We start from the raw sequence: 19,487 nt of genomic DNA, 5'->3' as shown, positions 1-19,487 counted from the left end.
CCCTCCCTTACACGTTCAGATGCTTGCGGATGGAGAAGGTGCTGCCCAGCGCACCGACCAGTGCGCCGCCCGCCAGACTGTAGGTCAGGATGGTGAGCCAGACGTTCTCCACCGGCACAAGGGCTGCGCCCATGAGCATCTGCCACAGGCCGCCGAAGGTGCTGGATGCTTCCACGATATAATAGTAGCCGCCGATGCCCGCTGCCGAGGTGATGGCACCGGAGATCAGGCCCATGGTCAGGCCCTCCATGAAGAAGGGCAGGGTGACCATGGCGTTGGTGGCACCGACGTACTTCATGATCTCGATCTCCCGCCGCCGCGCAAAGACGCTGAGGCGGATGGTGCTGCCCACCGTGATGATGCTGACGATCATCAGCACCGCGATGATGGCCTGTCCGCCCTTGGTGACGACCTTCTGGATCTCCACGAAGGTGTTGGTCATCTCCACCGGCGCGGACACGCTGTATACGCCGGGGATGGTCTGGAACTGCTGGCTGATGGCGGACATCTGGCTCAGGTCGCTCAGGGAGACCCGGTAGTTGGCTTTGAAGGGGTTGTCGTTCTCAAACTCGTCCAGCAGGGACGCATAGTCGGACAGGAAGCCCCGGTAGGCGTTCAGGGTGTCCTCCTTGGACATGTACTGCACGCTGCTGACGCCGGGGGTGGCGGTGATCCGCTCCCCCACCGAAGCGGTGGTGGCGTCGTCGGCCGCCGGGTCCACGAAGACGACCATCTCGTTCTGCTGGCCCAGATAGTTGACCATGCTGTCCACGTTGACCTCAGCCAGCGTGGCAAAGGTGTTCAGCGTCATGCAGACGCTCAGGGAGGCGATGCACGCAATGGTCATGGCCCAGTGTTTGCCAAGGTTGCGCACGCCGCGGCGGGTCAGGAACCCAAAGGTGGAAAGTTTCATACCAGCGCCTCCTCTCCCTCTGCGGCGGGTTTGAGCGTGATCTCGCCGGTGGTGTCCAGCCCGTTCAGGGGCAGGTCAAGGTCGGCCCTGCCGTCGGCAGGGATGTCGGAAATGATCTGGCCGCCCTTCAGCGTCACCACTCGGCGGTGGAACCGGTGGACCAGCTCGTGTTCGTGGGTGACCACCAGCACGGTGATGCCCATATCGCTCACCCGTTCCAGCAGCTCCATCATCTCAAGGCTCAGCTCCGGGTCGATGTTGCCGGTGGGCTCGTCCGCGATGACCAGCTTGGGGGCATGGGCCAGCGCACGGGCCACGGCCACGCGCTGCTGCTCGCCGCCGGAGAGGAACTCCGGGTAGACGTTGGCCTTGTCCTCCAAGTGGACCAGCTCCAGCATGTAGGGCACACGCTCCTTGATCTGCTTACGGCCGATGTTGGTGACGTGCATCGCAAACGCGATGTTCTCGTAAACGGTCATCGTGGGGATGAGCCGGAAATCCTGAAAAATAATGCCCATCTGGCGGCGCAGATAGGGGATCTTGTGGCGGCGGAGCTTGGCCACGTCCTTGCCGTCCACAAGGACTTGGCCGCTGGTAGCCCGCTCCTCCCGCAGGATCAGCTTGAGCAGCGTAGATTTGCCCGCGCCGCTGTGGCCCAGCAAAAATACGAACTCGCCGTCGTCCACATGGAAGTTGATGTCTTCCAGCGCGGGCTTCTCGCCGTGCTTGTATTGCTTCGTAACGTGTTCAAAGTCGATCATGAGTCTTACTCCCGATAATTATTTCGTCTAAAGATCGCTTGATTTTCCTTTGTTTTCGGCCTATTTTGGCCTGTTCTAAACCAATGTGCCGCGTTCCCGGCAGAAGGGGTGCCCTCGCCTTATCTTACGCTGTGCCAAACAAAGGCGCAGAGTTCCCGCCAGCGGGCTCGCCCTCTCAGGCCGCCTAACGGCGTCCAGCTCCCCCAAAGTGGGAGCCCTTGGCAGTCCGCTAAGTTTCCCATTTTATACTTTACGCCCTGCTGCCGCAAAAAGAGCCGTCAGGCGCTGCGCTCACACTTCACGCCTTTGCCAAGGCCTCTCACTTTGGGAGAGGTGGCATCGCGCAAGCGATGACGGAGAGGGCAAGCCCGCTCACGGGGCGGCAGGGCCTTTGTTTAGCAGATGCTTTCGGTAGGGAGAGGGCAAGCCCGCTGACGGCGGCGCGGAGCCTCGGTTCAGATCGTGCTTCCGATGGGGCTATGCTTCCGCTGGGCCAAGACCCACAAAAAAACCGGCCAGCATCGGTTTCGAGCGGCCGGTTGGGTACGCCGGCGGGGAATGCCGCGCAGCGTGTGCATCAATATTTGGCCGGGTTGTTGGACAGGTACTTCTTGACCATCAAGGCTACCTTGAAGACGATTGCGTCGTCGAACTCACGCAGATCCAGACCGGTCAGCTTTTTGATCTTTTCCAGACGATACACCAGCGTGTTGCGGTGGACGAACAGGCCGCGGCTGGTCTCGGAGACGTTCAGGTTGTTCTCGAAGAAGCGCTGAATGGTGAAGAGCGTCTCCTGATCGAGGCTCTCGATGCTGCCCTGCTTGAACACTTCCCGCAGGAACATCTCGCAGACGGTGGTGGGCAGCTGGTAGATCAGGCGGGCGATGCCGAGGTTGTCGTAGCGGATGATCTGCTTCTCGGTATCGAAGACCTTGCTCACCTCCATGGCGATCTGGGCTTCCTTAAAGGAAGTGGCCAGATCCTTCACGTTGGAGATGGGGGTGCCGATGCCCACCACTGCCTTGATGTAGTGCTCGCCGGAGAGGGTGTCCACGATGCTGGCAGCCAGCTTCTCCATGTCGGTGCGGTCGATGCCCTTGCGGATCTCCTTGACCAGCACGGTATCCGTCTCGCTGATGTTGAAGACGAAGTCCTTCTGCTTGTCGGGGAAGAGGCTGCTGACCACATCGTAAGCGGAGATGTCGCCGCCGCTGGTCACCCGCACGATGAACACCACGCGGGACACGTCGGTGGCGAAGTGCAGCTCACGGGCCTTGGCATAGATGTCGCCGGGCAGGATGTTGTCCAGCACCACGTTCTTGATGAAGTTGGATTTGTCGAACTTCTCGTCGTGGTACTGCTTGATGCTCTGCAAGCTGATGGACAGCACCGCCGCGAACTGGCCGGCGGTCTCGTCGGCACCCTCCACGAAGACGGCGTAGTCGTTGTGCTTTGCGCTGGAGAACTGCTGGTAGGTGTAGCCATCGCGCACGAAGCGGTCGCCCGCTGTCAGGCGCTCGGCCATAAAACCTTCACGCACTTCACCGATCAGATTCAGCTCCGAGCAGGAGATCACAGCGCCGGTCTCATCCACCACGCCCACCACACGGTCGATGGCGTCTTTCATCTGGTAGATCACGCTCTGGAATACTCTATTGGCCATAAATGGATACCCCTTTTCTCTTTTGTGCAAGCCGCAGGGGCGAGATTGTTATTTTTACACAATTTCGCCGCATTACATTTTCTATTTTACACAAAAGAATTTACTTTTGCAACATATTTCACCAAAAAATTTTTATCTTTCTTGTTGAAATTATCTTTCGGGGCCTCCAACCGGCCGAAAAAGCACCTTTTTGCGTGGTTCTTACCTGTATTCTACCGGGAAAATGTGACGGTTTTTTGAAATCGTGGTGAAAAGCCGACCCTTTCATCCAGTAATTTTTGCCACTTCAGCGTCCGAAAGCTCCCGCCACTGCCCCGGTGCCAGCGCCGGGTCGAGGGCAAGGCCGCCGATGGCGTCCCGGTGGAGCTTGTTCACCCCCGCGCCGTAGACGCCGAACATCCGCTTGATCTGGTGGTAGACCCCCTGCTTGAGCAGCACCCGCACGGTGCATTTGTCCGCGCTCACCGGCTCCACCACCGCCGGGGAGAGGGCGGTGCCGTCCGCCAGCGTCACGCCCGCGGCAAAGCCTTCCACCATCTCGTCGGTCAGCGGCGTGTCGATCTCCACCGTGTAGGTCTTGGAGACATGGCGCTTCGGGGCCAAAATGTCGTGGGCGAAGCCGCCATCGTCCGTCAGCAGCACGAAGCCGGTGCTGGTCTTGTCCAGCCGACCCGCCGGGAACAGCTCCCGCCGGGGGTAGGCGTCCCCCACAAGGTCCACCACCGTGGTATCCCGCTTGTCTGTGGATGCGCTGACCACCCCTTCGGGCTTGTTCAGCATCAGGTAGACGAATCTCTGGTAGCGCAGCGCCCGGCCCTCCACGGCCACTGCGTCGCCCTCCTTCACCTGCACGTCGCCCTTTTTGCAGACCGCCCCGTTCACCGTCACCTTCCCCTTCGCTAACAGCGTCTTCGCCTCGCTCCGGGTGCATTGGGCCGTTTCGGATAGGTATTTGTCTAGGCGCATAGGTTGATCTCCTTTTTATCTTGATTTCAATCTTATCATACGATTCATCTATCGCAATGCAAAGTCTCGCTGGCAGCGAGGCCCCGGTTTAGCTGGCGCTTACGATGGGGCAGACTTCCGAAAGCCTTGATCTAAACTTACGCGGTGCGTTCTTGTCAGCGGGCTTGCCCTCTCCGTCATCGCTTCGCGATGCCACCTCTCCCAAAGTGAGAGGTTTTGGATATACCGGAAAGTTTGCCTTCTCGAAAAAGCTCCCACTTTGGGGGAGCTGGACGCCGTTAGGCGGCCTGAGAGGGCGAGCCCGGCAGAGGCGGCGCAGGGCGTAGGTTTAGATGACGCTTACGATGGGGCGGACTTCCGAAAGCCTTGATCTGAACGGACGCGATGCGTTCTTGTCAGCGGGCTCGCCCTCTCCGTCATCGCTTCGCGATGCCACCTCTCCCAAAGTGAGAGGTTTTGGATATACCGGAAAGTTTGCCTTCTCGAAAAAGCTCTCCCTTTGGGAGAGCTGGACGCCGTTAGGCGGCCTGAGAGGGCGAGGACGCTGCCGGGGAGACTTCGCCCCGGTTTAGCTTGAGCTTACATCAGGGAGAGTGCAACCCCCTCCGCTCCCCGTTAAAAAGCAATCTCCCCAAAAAAGCAAGCCCCGCCCCCACTGACCGCTGCCAACGAGGACGGGACCTGTACGATTTTATAGAGAAATTACACGCTCAAGCTTGCATGCTGCTCCACGGCATCGGGGTTGGCATCAAAGATGGGCTTGAGGATGTGGGCGATGAACTCCTCGACCTGCTGGGGAGCGCGGCCCACGAAGTTTTCGGGCACGAGGCCCGCCACGATCTCTTCCTTGGTCAGGCCGAAAGCCGGGTCGGCGGCGATGCGGTCCACCATATCGTTGGGCAGACCCTCTTCCTTGACCTGCTTGCCCGCCGCGATGGCGTGCTGGCGCAGACGCTCGTGGAGTTCCTGCCGGTTGCCGCCCTTCTCCACGGCCTGCATCATGATGTTCTCGCTGGCCATGAAGGGCAGTTCGGCCATCAGGCGGCTGCGGATGACCTTGGGGTAGACCACGATGCCGTCGGTGACGTTGAGCATGATGTTCAGGATGGCGTCCGCCGCGAGGAAGCCCTCCGCCATGGCGACGCGCTTGTTGGCGCTGTCGTCCAGCGTGCGCTCGAACCACTGGGTGCCGGTGGTGAAGCTGGGGTTCAGCACATCCACCATCAGGTAGCGGGCGAGGGCGCAGATGCGCTCGCACCGCATGGGGTTGCGCTTATAGGGCATGGCGGAGGAGCCGATCTGGTTTTTCTCAAAGGGCTCTTCCATCTCCTTGAAGTTGGCCAGCAGACGCAGGTCGGTGGCGAACTTCATGCAGCTCTGGGCGATGCCCGCCAGCGCGTTGAGGATGAAGGAATCCACCTTGCGGCTGTAGGTCTGGCCGGACACGGGGATGACGGCTTCGGGGTCGAAGCCCATCTCCGACGCAATGGACGCATCCACGGCGCGGATCTTGTCCGCATCGCCCTTGAACAGCTCCATAAAGGAGGCCTGTGTGCCGGTGGTGCCCTTGACGCCGCGGAGCTGCAGCGTCGCGAGGCGGTGGTCGATCTCGGCAAGGTCCATCACCAGCTCGTTGGCCCACAGGGTCGCGCGCTTGCCCACGGTGGTGGGCTGGGCGGGCTGGCAGTGGGTGTAAGCCATGCAGGGCATGTCCTTGTACTCCTCGGCGAAGCGGGCCAGCTTTGCCAGCACGCCGATCAGCTTTTTGCGGATGAGCTCCAGCCCCTGCCGCATCACGATGATGTCGGTGTTGTCGCCCACATAGCAGCTGGTAGCACCCAGATGGATGATGCCGGCGGCCTTGGGGCACTGCTGGCCGTAGGCGTAGACGTGGCTCATCACGTCGTGGCGCACCAGCTTTTCGCGGGCGATGGCCACATCGTAGTTGATGTCATCCACGTGGGCTTCCAGCTCTGCCACCATTTCGGGGGTGATGTTGGTCAGGCCCTGCTTCATCTCCGCGCGGGCCAGCGCCACCCACAGGCGGCGCCACGTGCGGAACTTGTTGTCGTCCGAGAAGATGTACTGCATCTCGTCGGAGGAATAGCGGGTCGAAAACGGGCTGATATAGCGGTCATGCTGAGACATTTAAGGTTTCCTCCTGAAATCACTCCCCCAGTCGCCTCCGGCGACAGCCCCCTCACAGAGGGGGCCTTGAGCCTCCCTCCCTGAGGGAGGTGGCACGGCGTCAGCCGTGACGGAAGGAGTTTTCTTATATCATACCATCAAATCTTGAAATAGTCTACGCCGCCTTCAAAGATCGGCTGATATTTATCGCCGGTGACGTTCTTGTACAGGTACTCCCCGCTGCGCTCGGAGTGGCCCATCTTGCCGAAGACACGGCCGTCGGGGCTGGTGATGCCCTCGATGGCCAGCAGCGAGCCGTTGGGGTTGTAGCTCTGGTCCATGGTGGGCTGACCATCCAGATCAACGTACTGGGTGGCGACCTGTCCGTTCTTCACCAGCTCGTCCAGCACATTCTGCGGGGCCACGAAACGGCCCTCGCCGTGGCTGATGGCCACGGTGTGCTCGTCGCCCACCGCGCACTTGGACAGCCACGGGCTGCCGGTGGAGGCGATGCGGGTGCGCACCAGCATACTCTGGTGGCGGCCGATGGTGTTGAAGGTCAGGGTCGGATCATAGGCCGTGATGGGGCGGATATCGCCGTAGGGCACCAGACCCAGCTTGATGAGGGCTTGGAAACCGTTGCAGATGCCCAGCATCAGGCCGTCGCGCTGGTGCAGCAGCTCGCGAACCGCCTCGGTGACGGCGGGGCTGCGGAAGAAGGAGGCGATGAACTTGGCGCTGCCGTCCGGCTCGTCGCCGCCGGAGAAGCCGCCGGGCAGCATGACGATCTGGCTCTCCCCAATGGCCTTCACCAGTGCCTCGCAGCTGGCGGTAACGTCCGCCGGGGTCAGGTTGCGGATGACCAGAATCTCAGGGTCTGCACCGGCCCGTGCAAAGGCCTTGGCGGTGTCGTACTCGCAGTTGGTGCCGGGGAAGACCGGGATGATGACCTTCGGCTTTGCGATGCCGATCTTGGGCGCGGCTGCGGGAGCCGCCAGCTTGCCGTCGATGGGTTCTACGTTGGCCCCGGCCTTGCGGTAGGGGTACACCGGCTCCAGCTTGGCTTCCCAGATCTCCTGCAGCTCGGCCATATCCATCTTCTCACCGCAGCACTCGAAGGTGTACTCCTTGGTGGTCTCGCCCAGCAGCTCACCGGCGGGCGAATCGGAGACCATTTCCAGCACGATGGAACCGTACATGGGCGCGAACATCTCGGCGGTGGACTTGTCGGCCATCATCTTGAAGCCGATGCGGTTGCCCAGACCCATCTTGAACAGGGCCTCGGCCAAGCCGCCGTAGCCCACGGAACAGGCCGCCGCCACCATGCCCTCTTCGATCATCTGCTCGACCATCTTGTAGTTGGCCTTCAGGGAGAAGAAGTTGGGGCAGCCGGTCTCCGGGTCCAGAATGGGCCGGATGAGCACGACGGTGCTTTCCGGCTTCTTGAACTCGGTGGAGACCACGCGGTTGGCCTTGCCGATGGCAGTGGCGAAGGAGACCAGCGTCGGGGGCACATCCAGCTGCTCGAAGGAGCCGGACATGCTGTCCTTGCCGCCGATGGAGCCGATGCCGAGGCCAATCTGGGCATCCAGTGCGCCCAGCAGAGCGGCCAGCGGCTTGCCCCAGCGTTCAGGCTTGGAGCCTAAACGCTCGAAGTACTCTTGGAAGGTCAGGTAAGCGTCCTCATACCGGAAGCCGGTGGCCACCAGCTTGGTCACGCTCTCCACCACAGCCATCCGGGCGCCGACGTACTGGTTGGCGCTCATCAGATAGGGGTTGTAGCCCCATGCCATGCCGGAGCAGGTGCTGGTCTCGCCGTCCACAGGCAGCTTTGCCACCATGGCGTTCTGCGGGGTCAGCTGGTAGGCGCCGCCGAAGGGCATCAGCACGGTGGCCGCGCCGATGGTGGAGTCGAACCGCTCCGCAAGGCCCTTCTTGCTGCACACGTTCAGGTCGCCCACCATCGCCTTCATCTTGTGGGCAAAGGTGATGCCGGACCACTGGGGCTGCCAGACCGTCCCCTTCTCGATGTGGACGTTCTGGTGCTTCTCGGCACCGTTGGAGTTCAGGAACTCGCGGCTGATGTTCACGATGGACACGCCGTTCCACACCATGTTCAGGCGCTTCTCCTCGGTGACTTTCGCCACAGGGGTAGCCTCCAGATTCTCTTCGGTGGCAATGGCGATGAACTTGTCCACGTCCTCCGGGGCAAGGGCCACGGCCATGCGCTCTTGGCTCTCGCTGATGGCCAGCTCGGTGCCGTCGAGGCCGTCGTATTTCTTGGTAACCTTGTTCAGGTCGATGTACAGACCGTCCGCCAGCTCACCGATGGCCACGGACACGCCGCCCGCGCCGAAGTCGTTGCAGCGCTTGATCATCTTGCACGCATCCTCGCGGCGGAACAGGCGCTGGAGCTTGCGCTCGATGGGGGCGTTGCCCTTCTGGACCTCGGCACCGCAGTGGTCGAGGCTCTCAAGGTTGTGGGCCTTGGAGGAGCCGGTAGCGCCGCCGATGCCGTCACGGCCGGTGCGGCCGCCCAGCAGGACGATGACATCACCGGGGGCCGGGCACTCCCGGCGGACGTGGGAAGCGGGCGTTGCACCCACCACTGCGCCGATCTCCATCCGCTTGGCCACATAGCCGGGGTGGTAGATCTCATCCACCTGCCCGGTGGCAAGGCCGATCTGGTTGCCGTAGGAGGAGTAACCGGCGGCGGCAGTGGTCACCAGCTTGCGCTGGGGCAGCTTGCCGGGCAGCGTCTCGCTGACGGGCTTGAGCGGGTCGCCCGCGCCGGTCACGCGCATGGCCTGATAGACGTAGCTGCGGCCGGACAGCGGGTCGCGGATGGCACCGCCGATGCAGGTAGCCGCGCCGCCGAAGGGTTCGATCTCGGTGGGGTGGTTGTGGGTCTCGTTCTTGAACAGGAACAGCCAATCCTCGTCCTTGCCGTTGACGTCGCACTTGATCTTGACGGTGCAGGCGTTGATCTCCTCGGACTCGTCGAGGTTCTTCAGGATGCCCTGCTTCTTCAGCTCCTTGGCACCGATGGTGGCAAGATCCATCATGCAGCGGGGCTTGTTCTCCCGGCCAAGGTCCTTCCGCATGGCCATATAGCGGTCGAACGCAGCCTGAACCACCTCGTCGTCGATCTGGACATCATCCAGAATGGTGCCGAAGGTGGTGTGGCGGCAGTGATCGGACCAATAGGTGTCGATCATCTTGATCTCGGTGATGGTGGGGTCCCGCTTCTCACTGCGGAAGTACTCCTGACAGAACTTGATGTCGCCGAGGTCCATGGCAAGGCCCTGCTTTGCGATGAAGTCCTTCAGGCCCTCCTCGTCCAGCTGGTTGAAGCCGTCCAGCACCTTCACCGCCGTGGGGACGGGGTACTCCATCTTGAGGGTGGTCTTGGGTTCCAGCGAGGCTTCGCGGGCCTCCACCGGGTTGATGACGTACTTTTTGATCTCGGCCACCTCGGCCTCGGTCAGGCTGCCCTGCAGCAGGTAGACCTTGGCGGAGCGCACCAGCGGGCGCTCGCCTTGGCTGATGAGCTGGATGCACTCGGCGGCGGAATCGGCCCGCTGGTCGAACTGGCCGGGCAGGTACTCCACCGCGAAGGACACGCCCTCGGACTGGGGCAGCTCGGCGTAGGTGTTGTCCACCGGCGGCTCGCTGAACACCGTGGAGGCGCACTGCTCAAACAGCGCCTCGTCGATGCCCTCGACGTCGTACCGGTTCAGCAGCCGCAGCCCCGTCAGGCCCGCTACCCCCAGCAGACTCACCAGCTCCTTCTTCAGCCCCTCGGCTTCCACATCGAAGCCGGGTTTCTTTTCAACGTAGATACGATATACCATAGGATTTTCCTCCATATGTTCAAATTCAACTGCCCACGGGCTTGCCCTCTCTGCCTTGCGGTACGCTGTGCTAAACAAAGGTGCAGCCTTCCCTCCGCCGGGCTTGCCCTCGGCCTACCGAAAGCACCCGCTAAACTGGGGCTCAGCGGCCACGGCAGCGGGCTTGCCCTCTCAGGCGCTTCGCGCCAGCTCCCCCAAAGTGGGAGCCCTTGGCAAAGGCGGAAAGTCTCCGCGCAGCGCCTGACGGCTCCCCTTGCGGCAGCAGGGCGTAAAGTATAAAACCGGAAACTTGGCGGACTGCCAAGGCCTCTCACTTTGGGAGAGGTGGCATCGCGCAAGCGATGACGGAGAGGGCAAGCCCGCTGACAAGAACGCACCGCGTAAGTTTAGATCAAGCCTTTCGGAAGTCTGCCCCATCATTCGCGCCAGCTAAACCGGGGCGATGGCAAGCCCGCTTCCGGCAAGGCTGCACCTCAGTTTGGATATCAGGCCTTTGTTATTGCTCCGCAATCGCCTTCAGCGCCCGCAGGCCGATATCCGTCCGCTTATGCAGCTTCTCGAAGTGAATCTTCTCGGCGGCGGCATAGGCTTGGGTGATGGCGGCGGTCAGGCGGGGAGCCGTGGCGGTGACGCCCAGCACACGGCCGCCGTTGGTGACGAGGGTGCCGTCCTCCCGGATGGCGGTGCCGGAGTGGTAGACCGTGATGTTGGCCTCCCCTGCCAGCTGGCCGTCGGTCAGGCCGGAGATGGGCTTGCCCTTTTCATAGCTGACCGGGTAGCCGCCGGACGCCAGAATGACGCACGCCGCCGCGCCGTCCGAGAACTTCACCTCGGTGTCGGCCAGCGTGCCTTCGGTGCAGGCGGTCATGATCTTGAGCAGGTCGCTCTCCAGCAGCGGCAGCACCACCTGCGTCTCCGGGTCGCCGAAGCGGCAGTTGTACTCGATGACCTTGGGGCCGTCCGGGGTCAGCATCAGGCCGAAGTAAAGGCAGCCCTTGAAGGGGCAGCCCTCGGCGTTCATGGCCTTGATGGTGGGCAGGAAAATTTTCTCCATGCACTCGGCGGCGATGGCCGGGGTGTAGTAGGGGTTCGGGGCCACGGTGCCCATGCCGCCGGTGTTCAGGCCGGTGTCGTGGTCGTTGGCCCGCTTGTGATCCATGGACGACACCATGGGCTTGACCACCTTGCCGTCGGTAAAGCTCAGCACGCTGACCTCCGGGCCGGTGAGGAACTCCTCCACGACTACGTGGTTGCCGGACGCACCGAACTTCTTGTCCAGCATGATCTCCTTGACGCCGTCAGCGGCTTGCTGCTCGTCCTCGCAGATGAGCACGCCCTTGCCCAGCGCCAGACCGTCCGCCTTGATGACCACCGGGTACTTGCCCTCGGCCTTGATGTAGTCCATGACCTTGGCGGGGTCGTCGAAGGTCTCATACTTGGCGGTAGGGATGCCGTACTTCTTCATCAGGTCTTTGGAGAAGACCTTGGAGGCCTCGATGCGGGCAGCCGCCTTGTCCGGGCCGAAGGCCGGGATGCCGACCTTCGCCAGCGCATCCACCATGCCCAGTGCCAGCGGGTCGTCCTGCGCCACCACCACATAATCGAATTTTTCCTCCGCCGCAAAGGCCACCATGGCCTCCACATCGGTGGCCTTGATGTTCTTGCACTTGGCGTCGTAGCCGATGCCGCCGTTGCCCGGCGCGCACCAGATCTCGCCGCAGTCCGGACTCTTCTTCAGCGCCTTGATGATGGCGTGCTCCCGCCCGCCGCCGCCGACGACCAGTATTTTTTTAGACATTTTATAACCTCCCAACCTTTCTGCTGAGCATACGGTTTCATTTTTCTATCCTAGACCCCCGCTAAACCCGTCCGTGGGCTTGCCCTCTCTGCCTTGCGGTACGCTGTGCTAAACAAAGGCGCAGCCTTCCCTCTGCCGGGCTCGCCCTCTCAGGCGCTTCGCGCCAGCTCCCCCAAAGTGGGAGCCCTTGGCAAAGGCGTGAAGTCTGAGCGCAGCGCCTTCGGCTCCCCTTGCGACAGCAGGGCGTAAAGTATAAACTGGGAACTTTACGGACTGCCAAGGCCTCTCACTTTGGGAGAGGTGGCATCGCGAAGCGATGACGGAGAGGGCAAGCCCGCCGCCGTGGCCGCTGGGCCCCGGTTTAGCGGGTGCTTGCGGTGGGGAGAGGGCGTTTCAAGCGGGCCTACGATATGCCAAATGCGACAGAAACCGCATGTTCCTGCAAGGAAGCATTTTTAGTGATGGAACAACCGGATGCCGCAGAAGGCCATCGCGATGTTGTATTTATTGCAGGTGTCGATGACCTGCTGGTCGCGGATGGAGCCGCCGGGCTGGACGATGGCGGTCACGCCGGAGCGGCGGGCCCGCTCGATGTTGTCGCCGAAGGGGAAGAACGCATCCGAGCCGAGGGACACGCCGGTGATCTGGCTGAGGTAGGCTTTCTTTTCCTCGGCCGTCAGGGGGGCGGGCTGCTCGGTGAAGGTCTCGGCCCAGACGTCGTCGCCGATGACATCCTCCGGCGTGTCGCCGATGTAAACGTCGATGGCGTTGTCGCGGTTGGGCTTCGAGACATCGTCCCGGAAGGGCAGGTTCAGCACCTTGTCCATGTGGCGCAGCTGCCAGTTGTCGGCCTTCTGGCCCGCGAGGCGGGTGCAGTGGATGCGGCTCTGCTGGCCCGCGCCCACGCCGATGGTCTGGCCGTTGTAGGCGTAGCAGACACTGTTGGACTGGGTGTACTTCAGGGTGATGAGGGCGAGGACCAGATCACGCTTCTGCTCGTCGGAGACGGCCTTGTTCTCGGTGACCCAGTTGGTCAGCATGGTGTCGGCGTTGATGGTCAGCTCGTTGCGGCCCTGCTCGAAGGTGATGCCGTACACCTGCTTGTGCTCCACGGGGTTGGGCTTGTAGTCCGGGTCGATGGCCACCACGTTGTAGTTGCCCTTCTTCTTGCCGGCAAGGATCGCCAGTGCTTCCGGCTCATAGCCGGGGGCGATGATGCCGTCCGACACTTCGTGCTGGATGAGCTTTGCGGTGGGCACGTCGCAGACATCGGACAGGGCGATCCAATCGCCGAAGGACGACATCCGGTCGGCACCGCGGGCGCGGGCGTAGGCGCACGCCAGCGGGGAGAGCACAGCGTCCGGGGCGATGTGGTACATCTTCCGCTCCACCTCGGTCAGGGGCAGACCCAGCGCTGCGCCCGCCGGGGACACATGCTTGAAGGAGGCCGCTGCGGGCTGGCCGCAGGCCGCTTTCAGCTCCTTGACCAGTTGGATGGAGTTGAGGGCATCCAGAAAATTGATGTAGCCGGGCTTGCCGTTCAGAACGGTCACGGGCAGGTCGGAGCCATCTTCCATATAAATGCGGCTGGGCTTCTGGTTGGGGTTGCAGCCGTACTTCAATGCCAGTTCGTTCATGGGTCTTCCTCCTTAGTTCTGTTTCTCTGCGGCCAGAGCCTCCAGCTCTTCGGGCAGCAGGGCGGGTTCTTCGGGGTCTTCGTCGTCGTTATAGACGGCGTCGTATTTGTTGAAGATCATGTCGCCGGTCTCGCCGGTGTCAAGGTCGATGACGCGGGCGAACAGGCTGACCTTGTTATCGGGGTTCAGGTTCTGCCACAGGCCGTGGGCGAAATCGCCGATGGTGCGGGGGCACGCAAAACGGAGCGGCTCCCCCTCAAAGCTGGGGATGGGGCTGCCGTTGTGCTTGTAGGTGCTGATGAAATGACCCTCACCGGCCACGGGCTGCGGGTAATCGAAGAAATAGCGCTGGACGCTGTCGCCGTTGCCGTCAGCCGATTTCAGGATGCTCATCTGGTAGCTGCCGTCCTCGTACACCACCGCCGAGATGCGGGGGGTGTAGTTGGGGCCGTCCGGCTCAAAGGTGCGGGTGCGCAAAGCGTCCGCAAAGCTCTTGCCCCGGCTCATGAGGTCGTAGATGGTGTCGGTCTGGTCGCCGTTGGTCACGATCTGGGTCCTGCCCAGCGTCAGCACGGGGTTATAGATGATGAGGCTGGGGTCTTCCAGCTTGTCGGGGTCGGCGGCCATGGTGCAGATGCCGCCCCGCTCCGGGATGGGGTCGAACACCCGGTTGCGGCTGTTCTCGCTGCGGCCCATGATGAAATAGCCGATGAACATCTGCCGCCCATCCGGGGCCATCGCCACCGCGATGCCGCGGCCGGGGTACTCGTTGGATGCCAGATACTCGTTCAGATTGATTTTCTCCATAAGGTTCTCCTTTAGCACACGCTTCGTCTCACAGCGGAGCCCGACATTTTTTGTTTTTCGCACTTGTTTGCCGTCCTGCCAAGGGCTCCCCTATTAGGGGAGCTGGCGAGCCGAAGGCTCGACTGAGAGGTTATTCGATCTCTCCACTGCAAACCATGGCAACGGCCTTGGGCAGGAGCTTCCACTCCGCCTGTTCCATCACCCGCTTCTGCAACACTTCGGGGGTGTCGCCGGGCAGGATGTCCACGGCCTTTTGCAGCAGGATGGGCCCGCCGTCGCACTCCTCATTCACAAAGTGGACGGTGGCACCGGTCACCTTGCAGCCGCGGGCCAGCGCCGCTTCGTGGGGGCGCAGACCGTACATGCCCGGCCCGCAGAAGGACGGGATGAGCGCCGGGTGGACATTCAGGATGCGGCGCGGGTAGGCCGCAATGACGCTGGGCCCCAGCACGGAGAGGAACCCGGCCAGCACCACAAGGTCGATGTGGTGGGTTTTCAACTGGTTCAGCAGAGCGGCGTCGAAATCTTCGCTGCTTTCGTAGTCCCTGCGGCGGACCACCACGCCTTCCACCCCGGCCTTGGCGGCCCGCTCCAGCGCATAGACGCCGGGCTTGGAGGCCACCACCAGCGTGATCCTGCCGTTGGGGTTCTCCCCGCGGGCCTCGCTGTCCAGCAGGGCCTGTAAATTGGTGCCGCCGCCGGACACTAACACGGCAATGTTCAGCACAGTTCGACCCCCTCGCCCTCTGCGATGACGCCCAGCTTGTAAGCCTCCGGCTCACCGTTGGCGTGGAGGATGTCCAGTGCCTTGTCGGCCTGCTGGGCGGGCACGGTCAGCACCATGCCGACGCCCATGTTGAAGGTATTGAACATGTCGTGCTCGGAGATATTGCCCACCTTCTGCATCAGGTGGAAGAGGGCCGGGGTGCGGACGTCCGCTTTCTTGATGCGGGCGCAGCATCCCTTCTTCAGGCTGCGGGGGATGTTCTCGTAGAAACCGCCGCCGGTGATGTGGGAGATGCCCTTGACGTCCACCTCTTCCAGCACCTTGAGCACCGGCTTGACGTAGATCTTGGTGGGGGCCAGCAGAGCCTCGCCCAGCGTCTTGCCGGAAAGCTCTGCCGGGGCAGTCTTCAACACGTCGGGGTCCTTGTCGATATCAAAGATCTTGCGCACCAGCGAGAAACCATTGGAGTGCACACCGGTGGAGGGCAGGGCGAGGATGACGTCGCCGGACTTCATGGTGTCGTTGTTCAGGATCTTCTCCTTGTCCACGACGCCCACGGTGAAACCGGCCAGATCGTATTCGTCCTCCGGCATCATGCCCGGATGCTCAGCCGTCTCGCCGCCCACGAGGGAGCAGTCGGCCTGAACGCAGCCCTCAGCCACGCCCTTGACGATCTCGGCGATCTTTTCGGGGAGATTCCGGCCGCATGCGATGTAGTCGAGGAAGACCAGCGGCTTGGCACCGGCGCAGATGACATCGTTGACGCACATAGCCACGCAGTCAATGCCGATGGTATCGTGCTTGTCCATGATCATGGCGATCTTCAGCTTGGTGCCCACGCCGTCGGTGCCGGAGATCAGGACGGGGTGCTTGTAACCCGTGCAGTCCAGCTCGAACAGGCCGCCGAAGCCGCCAAGACCGCCGATGCAGTGCTCGTTCATGGTGCGGGCGACATACTGCTTCATCAGTTCAACAGAGCGGTAACCGGCGGTGATATCCACACCGGCGGCTGCATAACTTTCCGAATAGCTCTTTTCCATGGTCTTACTCTCCTAACTTTTTCTCGTCCTTGGGACGGTCGTTCAGGTGGCGTTCGTGAATATCGGTCGAAAGCACCTCGTCGGGCTTCACGGCATATTCCCCGGTGAAGCAGGCGGTGCAGAAGCCGCAGTTGGCACCCTTGGCCAGCTGGACCACATGCTCCGTGGAAAGGTAGCCCAGCGTGTCCGCCCCGATGATCTCGTTGATCTGGGCCACGGTGCGGCCCGTGGCCACCAGCAGCTTCTGGTCGGGGATGTCGGTGCCGAAGTAGCAGGGGTATTTGAAGGGGGGTGCCGACACGCGGAAGTGGACCTCCGCCGCCCCGGCGTCCCGCAGCAGCTTGATGATGCGGGCGGAGGTGGTGCCGCGCACGATGGAGTCATCCACCAGCACCACCCGTTTGCCCTTCACGGTGCTGGACACCACGTTCAGCTTGATGCGCACGCTGTTCTCGCGCTGCTTCTGGCTGCCCTGAATGAAGGTGCGCCCGATGTATTTGTTCTTGATGAAGCCGATGCCGTAGGGGATGCCGCTCTCCTCGGAGTAGCCCAGCGCGGCGTCCAGACCGGAATCCGGCACGCCGATGACCACATCGGCCTCCACGGGGTGTTCCTGTGCAAGGAACCGGCCCGCCTGTTTGCGTGCCTCGTGGACCGAGCAGCCCTCAATGATGCTGTCCGGGCGGGAGAAATAGATGTACTCGAAGACGCACATCTGGGTATCCTTCCGGCCGCAGTGATCCTTGATGCTCCGCAGCTCACCGCTGCGGGCATCCACCACGACGATCTCGCCGGGCTCCACGTCCCGCAGCAGGGTCGCTCCGGCGGCGTCCAGCGCGCAGCTCTCGCTGGCGAAGACGTAGCCGCCGCCGGGCAGCGCGCCGATGCACAGGGGCCGGTAGCCGCGGGGGTCCCGCACCGCGATGAGCTTGGTGGACGACATGATAACAAGGCTGTAGGCTCCCTGTAAAACATCCATGGTCTTGCTGATTGCCGTCTCGATGCTGCCCATCCGCAGCCGGTTCCGGGTGACGAGGTAGCAGATGACTTCGGTATCGGAGGAGCCGTGGAAGATGGCGCCCTCATTTTCCAGCTGGCGGCGCAGCTCCAAGGCGTTGGTCAGGTTGCCGTTGTGGCACAGGGCCATGGTGCCCCGCCCGTGCCGGACGATCATGGGCTGGGCGTTGGCCCGCACCCGGCTGCCCGCCGTTGCGTAGCGGACGTGGCCGGTGGCCATGTGGGCTGCCGGGCTGGAAATACTGGCCAGCACCGCCGGGGTGAACACCTCGTTCACAAGGCCGAGGTCCCGGTGGCCGGTGATAACGCCGTCCTCGTTCACCGCGATGCCGCAGCTCTCCTGCCCGCGGTGCTGCAGCGCGTACAGCGCCGAGTAGGCGGCAGCCGCCACATCCTCGGTGCCCGCGCGGTCATAGATGCCAAAAACGCCGCACTCTTCGTGAAGCGGATATGCAAAATCAGACATTAGAGTTCCTCAATTTCTTTCTGCAGTTTCTGTTCCTTGGCGGCGATCTGCCATGCCATCGCGGCGCGCTCGTCGGTCAGCTTGGCAGCCAGCTCGTCGTCGCTCAGAGCGAGGATCTCCGCCGCCAGCCATGCGGCGTTCTTCGCGCCGTTCAGGGCCACCGTGGCCACCGGGATGCCGCTGGGCATCTGCACTGTGGCCAGCAGCGCGTCCATGCCGTCCATCGCGCCGCCCTTCATGGGGATGCCGATGACCGGCAGGGTGGTGTTGGCTGCAAAAGCGCCGGCCAGATGCGCCGCCATGCCCGCCGCACACAGGATGACGCCGAAGCCGTTGTCCTTGGCGCTCTTGGCGAAAGCCGCCGCCTCAGCAGGGGTGCGGTGGGCCGAAAGGATGTGCGCCTCAAAGGGGATGCCCAGCGCCTTGAGCTGGCTGCACGCACCCTTTACCACCGGCCAATCACTGTCCGAACCCATGATCACAGCAACTTTACGAATCATATTCCGAAGCCTCTCTTTCTCTTTCCCGTGTCCACACAAACAAAAAAGGCTGTGGTGTGCCTACACCACGGCCTTCTGCTCCTGCGAAATCTGCAAAGTGTTCCCACACAAAGTTACACGGGTTCCCTGCACTGCACCCGCACGCGGACGACGAATGACCTCATGCAGCATTTCCAGCATTCCGTAACCCCTCCGAACTTCTATGGGAAACTCACTTTTCCACCCTCTGCAAACGGCGCGGCAGACCCGCACCATCCTTCTGATAGATACAGTTTACGGCAAAATATCCGCTTTGCAAAGGGTGTTTGGGCAATTTCTCCCTTGTGTTCTCTTGCTCCAAAAAACTTTCAAAAGTTTTGTGCAGTTTCGACATTCATTTTCTTTTTAAGTATGACTTATTTGTAGGGTATGATTTTTTAAGGATGTACGACCTCAAAAAATAATTTTCGCCGTCGTAGCCCGCGCCGCCTTGATGAGGTCGGCGGGAGCGCAGCACACCTGCGTGCCGATGCGGCCGCCGGAGACGTAGACCTTCTCCTGCGCCAGCACGCTTTCGTCAAAAACGGTCACATACTGCTTTTTCATGCCCACCGGGCTGCAGCCGCCCCGGACGTAGCCCGTCACCTTGTTGATGTCGGCCACATGGATCATGGCGACGCTCTTTTCGCCCACGCTGCGGGCGGCAGCTTTCAGGTCCAGCTCCGCTGCCACCGGGATCACGAAGACGAAGTAGTTCCGGCTCGCCCCCTGTGTCACCAGTGTCTTGTACACGCACGCCGGGTCCTCGCCCAAGCTCTGCGCCACATGGATGCCGTCCACGGCCACCCCCTCCTCGTGGGGGTACTCGTGGGCCGTGTAGGCCACCTTTGCCCGCTCCAAGATCCTCATTGCGTTCGTTTTTGCTTCTTTGCCCATGGTATGATCCCTCTTTGAATTTCTGAATGATTTTGAATTTTCGTGGTTTCTTTCCCCTGCCGTATCTTGCGCAGTGCGAAACAAAGGCGCAGGACTCCCTCTGCCGGGCTTGGCCTCGGCCTCATCTGACGCAGTGCTAAACAAAGGCCCTGTCGCCCCGTTTTAACTGGCGCTTACGATGGGGCAGACTTCCGAAAGGCTTGATCTAAACTTACGCGGTGCGCCGCCGTGAGCGGGCTTGCCCTCTCCGTCATCGCTTCGCGATGCCACCTCTCCCAAAGTGAGAGGCCTTGGCA

General features: G+C 62.0%; 15 protein-coding genes. All 15 read right to left on the bottom strand.

Going from position 1 to position 19,487, the window contains the following annotated elements; translation table 11 throughout:
• Window positions 1-7 precede the first annotated feature (7 nt).
• On the bottom strand, window positions 8-913 hold the full coding sequence (locus C4N23_RS12520; protein WP_112146402.1) for a cell division protein FtsX: 906 nt from the start codon (window positions 911-913) through the stop codon (window positions 8-10).
• Entirely contained in the window at window positions 910-1,674 is a 765-nt protein-coding gene (gene ftsE, locus C4N23_RS12515) for a cell division ATP-binding protein FtsE (RefSeq protein WP_112146399.1), read from the bottom strand. The genes C4N23_RS12520 and ftsE overlap by 4 nt, the downstream gene beginning before the upstream one ends.
• Before the next feature lie 577 nt (window positions 1,675-2,251).
• Window positions 2,252-3,337: a PucR family transcriptional regulator gene (locus C4N23_RS12510; RefSeq protein ID WP_055189472.1), complete on the bottom strand. Its 1,086-nt coding sequence runs from the start codon at window positions 3,335-3,337 to the stop codon at window positions 2,252-2,254.
• 264 nt (window positions 3,338-3,601) lie between these two features.
• Window positions 3,602-4,303, bottom strand: a complete 702-nt coding sequence (locus C4N23_RS12505) for a pseudouridine synthase (RefSeq protein WP_112146397.1) — start codon at window positions 4,301-4,303, stop codon at window positions 3,602-3,604.
• A 702-nt stretch (window positions 4,304-5,005) separates the two neighbouring features.
• Window positions 5,006-6,451, bottom strand: a complete 1,446-nt coding sequence (gene purB, locus C4N23_RS12500) for an adenylosuccinate lyase (RefSeq protein WP_112146395.1) — start codon at window positions 6,449-6,451, stop codon at window positions 5,006-5,008.
• 137 nt (window positions 6,452-6,588) lie between these two features.
• Window positions 6,589-10,284 (bottom strand): phosphoribosylformylglycinamidine synthase, encoded by a 3,696-nt coding sequence (locus C4N23_RS12495; RefSeq protein WP_112146393.1) that lies wholly within the window; start codon window positions 10,282-10,284, stop codon window positions 6,589-6,591.
• A gap of 496 nt (window positions 10,285-10,780) precedes the next feature.
• Entirely contained in the window at window positions 10,781-12,082 is a 1,302-nt protein-coding gene (gene purD / locus C4N23_RS12490; protein ID WP_112146391.1) for a phosphoribosylamine--glycine ligase, read from the bottom strand.
• Between the two features lie 455 nt (window positions 12,083-12,537).
• Window positions 12,538-13,719, bottom strand: a complete 1,182-nt coding sequence (locus C4N23_RS12485) for a phosphoribosylaminoimidazolecarboxamide formyltransferase (protein ID WP_055189485.1) — start codon at window positions 13,717-13,719, stop codon at window positions 12,538-12,540.
• Window positions 13,720-13,731: 12 nt separating this feature from the next.
• Window positions 13,732-14,526: an IMP cyclohydrolase gene (locus C4N23_RS12480; protein ID WP_097839226.1), complete on the bottom strand. Its 795-nt coding sequence runs from the start codon at window positions 14,524-14,526 to the stop codon at window positions 13,732-13,734.
• A 130-nt stretch (window positions 14,527-14,656) separates the two neighbouring features.
• The gene (gene purN / locus C4N23_RS12475) at window positions 14,657-15,253 is read right to left on the bottom strand and encodes a phosphoribosylglycinamide formyltransferase (RefSeq protein ID WP_112146389.1); all 597 of its coding nucleotides are present in this window, start codon (window positions 15,251-15,253) and stop codon (window positions 14,657-14,659) included.
• Entirely contained in the window at window positions 15,247-16,293 is a 1,047-nt protein-coding gene (gene purM, locus C4N23_RS12470) for a phosphoribosylformylglycinamidine cyclo-ligase (protein ID WP_112146387.1), read from the bottom strand. The genes purN and purM overlap by 7 nt, the downstream gene beginning before the upstream one ends.
• Before the next feature lie 4 nt (window positions 16,294-16,297).
• Window positions 16,298-17,776, bottom strand: coding sequence for an amidophosphoribosyltransferase (gene purF, locus C4N23_RS12465; RefSeq protein WP_112146385.1), 1,479 nt, complete (start codon window positions 17,774-17,776; stop codon window positions 16,298-16,300).
• Entirely contained in the window at window positions 17,776-18,276 is a 501-nt protein-coding gene (purE, locus tag C4N23_RS12460; protein WP_055189495.1) for a 5-(carboxyamino)imidazole ribonucleotide mutase, read from the bottom strand. The genes purF and purE overlap by 1 nt, the downstream gene beginning before the upstream one ends.
• A gap of 211 nt (window positions 18,277-18,487) precedes the next feature.
• Entirely contained in the window at window positions 18,488-18,649 is a 162-nt protein-coding gene (locus C4N23_RS14105; RefSeq protein ID WP_181567128.1) for a hypothetical protein, read from the bottom strand.
• A 59-nt stretch (window positions 18,650-18,708) separates the two neighbouring features.
• The gene (gene ybaK / locus C4N23_RS12455; RefSeq protein ID WP_112146383.1) at window positions 18,709-19,191 is read right to left on the bottom strand and encodes a Cys-tRNA(Pro) deacylase; all 483 of its coding nucleotides are present in this window, start codon (window positions 19,189-19,191) and stop codon (window positions 18,709-18,711) included.
• Between the last annotated feature and the right edge of the window lie 296 nt (window positions 19,192-19,487).

This window comes from Faecalibacterium hattorii (assembly GCF_003287455.1).
Classification (GTDB): domain Bacteria; phylum Bacillota; class Clostridia; order Oscillospirales; family Ruminococcaceae; genus Faecalibacterium; species Faecalibacterium hattorii.
The sequence above is the reverse complement of the archived record's forward strand: the minus strand, read 5'-3'. Positions and strand labels throughout refer to the sequence as shown.

Bases quoted from the DNA above. Each gene is read 5' to 3' on its own strand.
- purB (WP_112146395.1), bottom strand. From the start codon at position 6,451: ATGTCTCAGCATGACCGCTATATCAGCCCGTTTTCGACCCGCTATTCC.
- ftsE (WP_112146399.1), bottom strand. From the start codon at position 1,674: ATGATCGACTTTGAACACGTTACGAAGCAATACAAGCACGGCGAGAAG.
- C4N23_RS14105 (WP_181567128.1), bottom strand. From the start codon at position 18,649: ATGTCGAAACTGCACAAAACTTTTGAAAGTTTTTTGGAGCAAGAGAAC.
- C4N23_RS12505 (WP_112146397.1), bottom strand. From the start codon at position 4,303: ATGCGCCTAGACAAATACCTATCCGAAACGGCCCAATGCACCCGGAGC.
- C4N23_RS12510 (WP_055189472.1), bottom strand. From the start codon at position 3,337: ATGGCCAATAGAGTATTCCAGAGCGTGATCTACCAGATGAAAGACGCC.
- C4N23_RS12520 (WP_112146402.1), bottom strand. From the start codon at position 913: ATGAAACTTTCCACCTTTGGGTTCCTGACCCGCCGCGGCGTGCGCAAC.
- purM (WP_112146387.1), bottom strand. From the start codon at position 16,293: ATGGAAAAGAGCTATTCGGAAAGTTATGCAGCCGCCGGTGTGGATATC.
- purE (WP_055189495.1), bottom strand. From the start codon at position 18,276: ATGATTCGTAAAGTTGCTGTGATCATGGGTTCGGACAGTGATTGGCCG.
- C4N23_RS12495 (WP_112146393.1), bottom strand. From the start codon at position 10,284: ATGGTATATCGTATCTACGTTGAAAAGAAACCCGGCTTCGATGTGGAA.
- ybaK (WP_112146383.1), bottom strand. From the start codon at position 19,191: ATGGGCAAAGAAGCAAAAACGAACGCAATGAGGATCTTGGAGCGGGCA.
- purD (WP_112146391.1), bottom strand. From the start codon at position 12,082: ATGTCTAAAAAAATACTGGTCGTCGGCGGCGGCGGGCGGGAGCACGCC.
- C4N23_RS12485 (WP_055189485.1), bottom strand. From the start codon at position 13,719: ATGAACGAACTGGCATTGAAGTACGGCTGCAACCCCAACCAGAAGCCC.
- C4N23_RS12480 (WP_097839226.1), bottom strand. From the start codon at position 14,526: ATGGAGAAAATCAATCTGAACGAGTATCTGGCATCCAACGAGTACCCC.
- purF (WP_112146385.1), bottom strand. From the start codon at position 17,776: ATGTCTGATTTTGCATATCCGCTTCACGAAGAGTGCGGCGTTTTTGGC.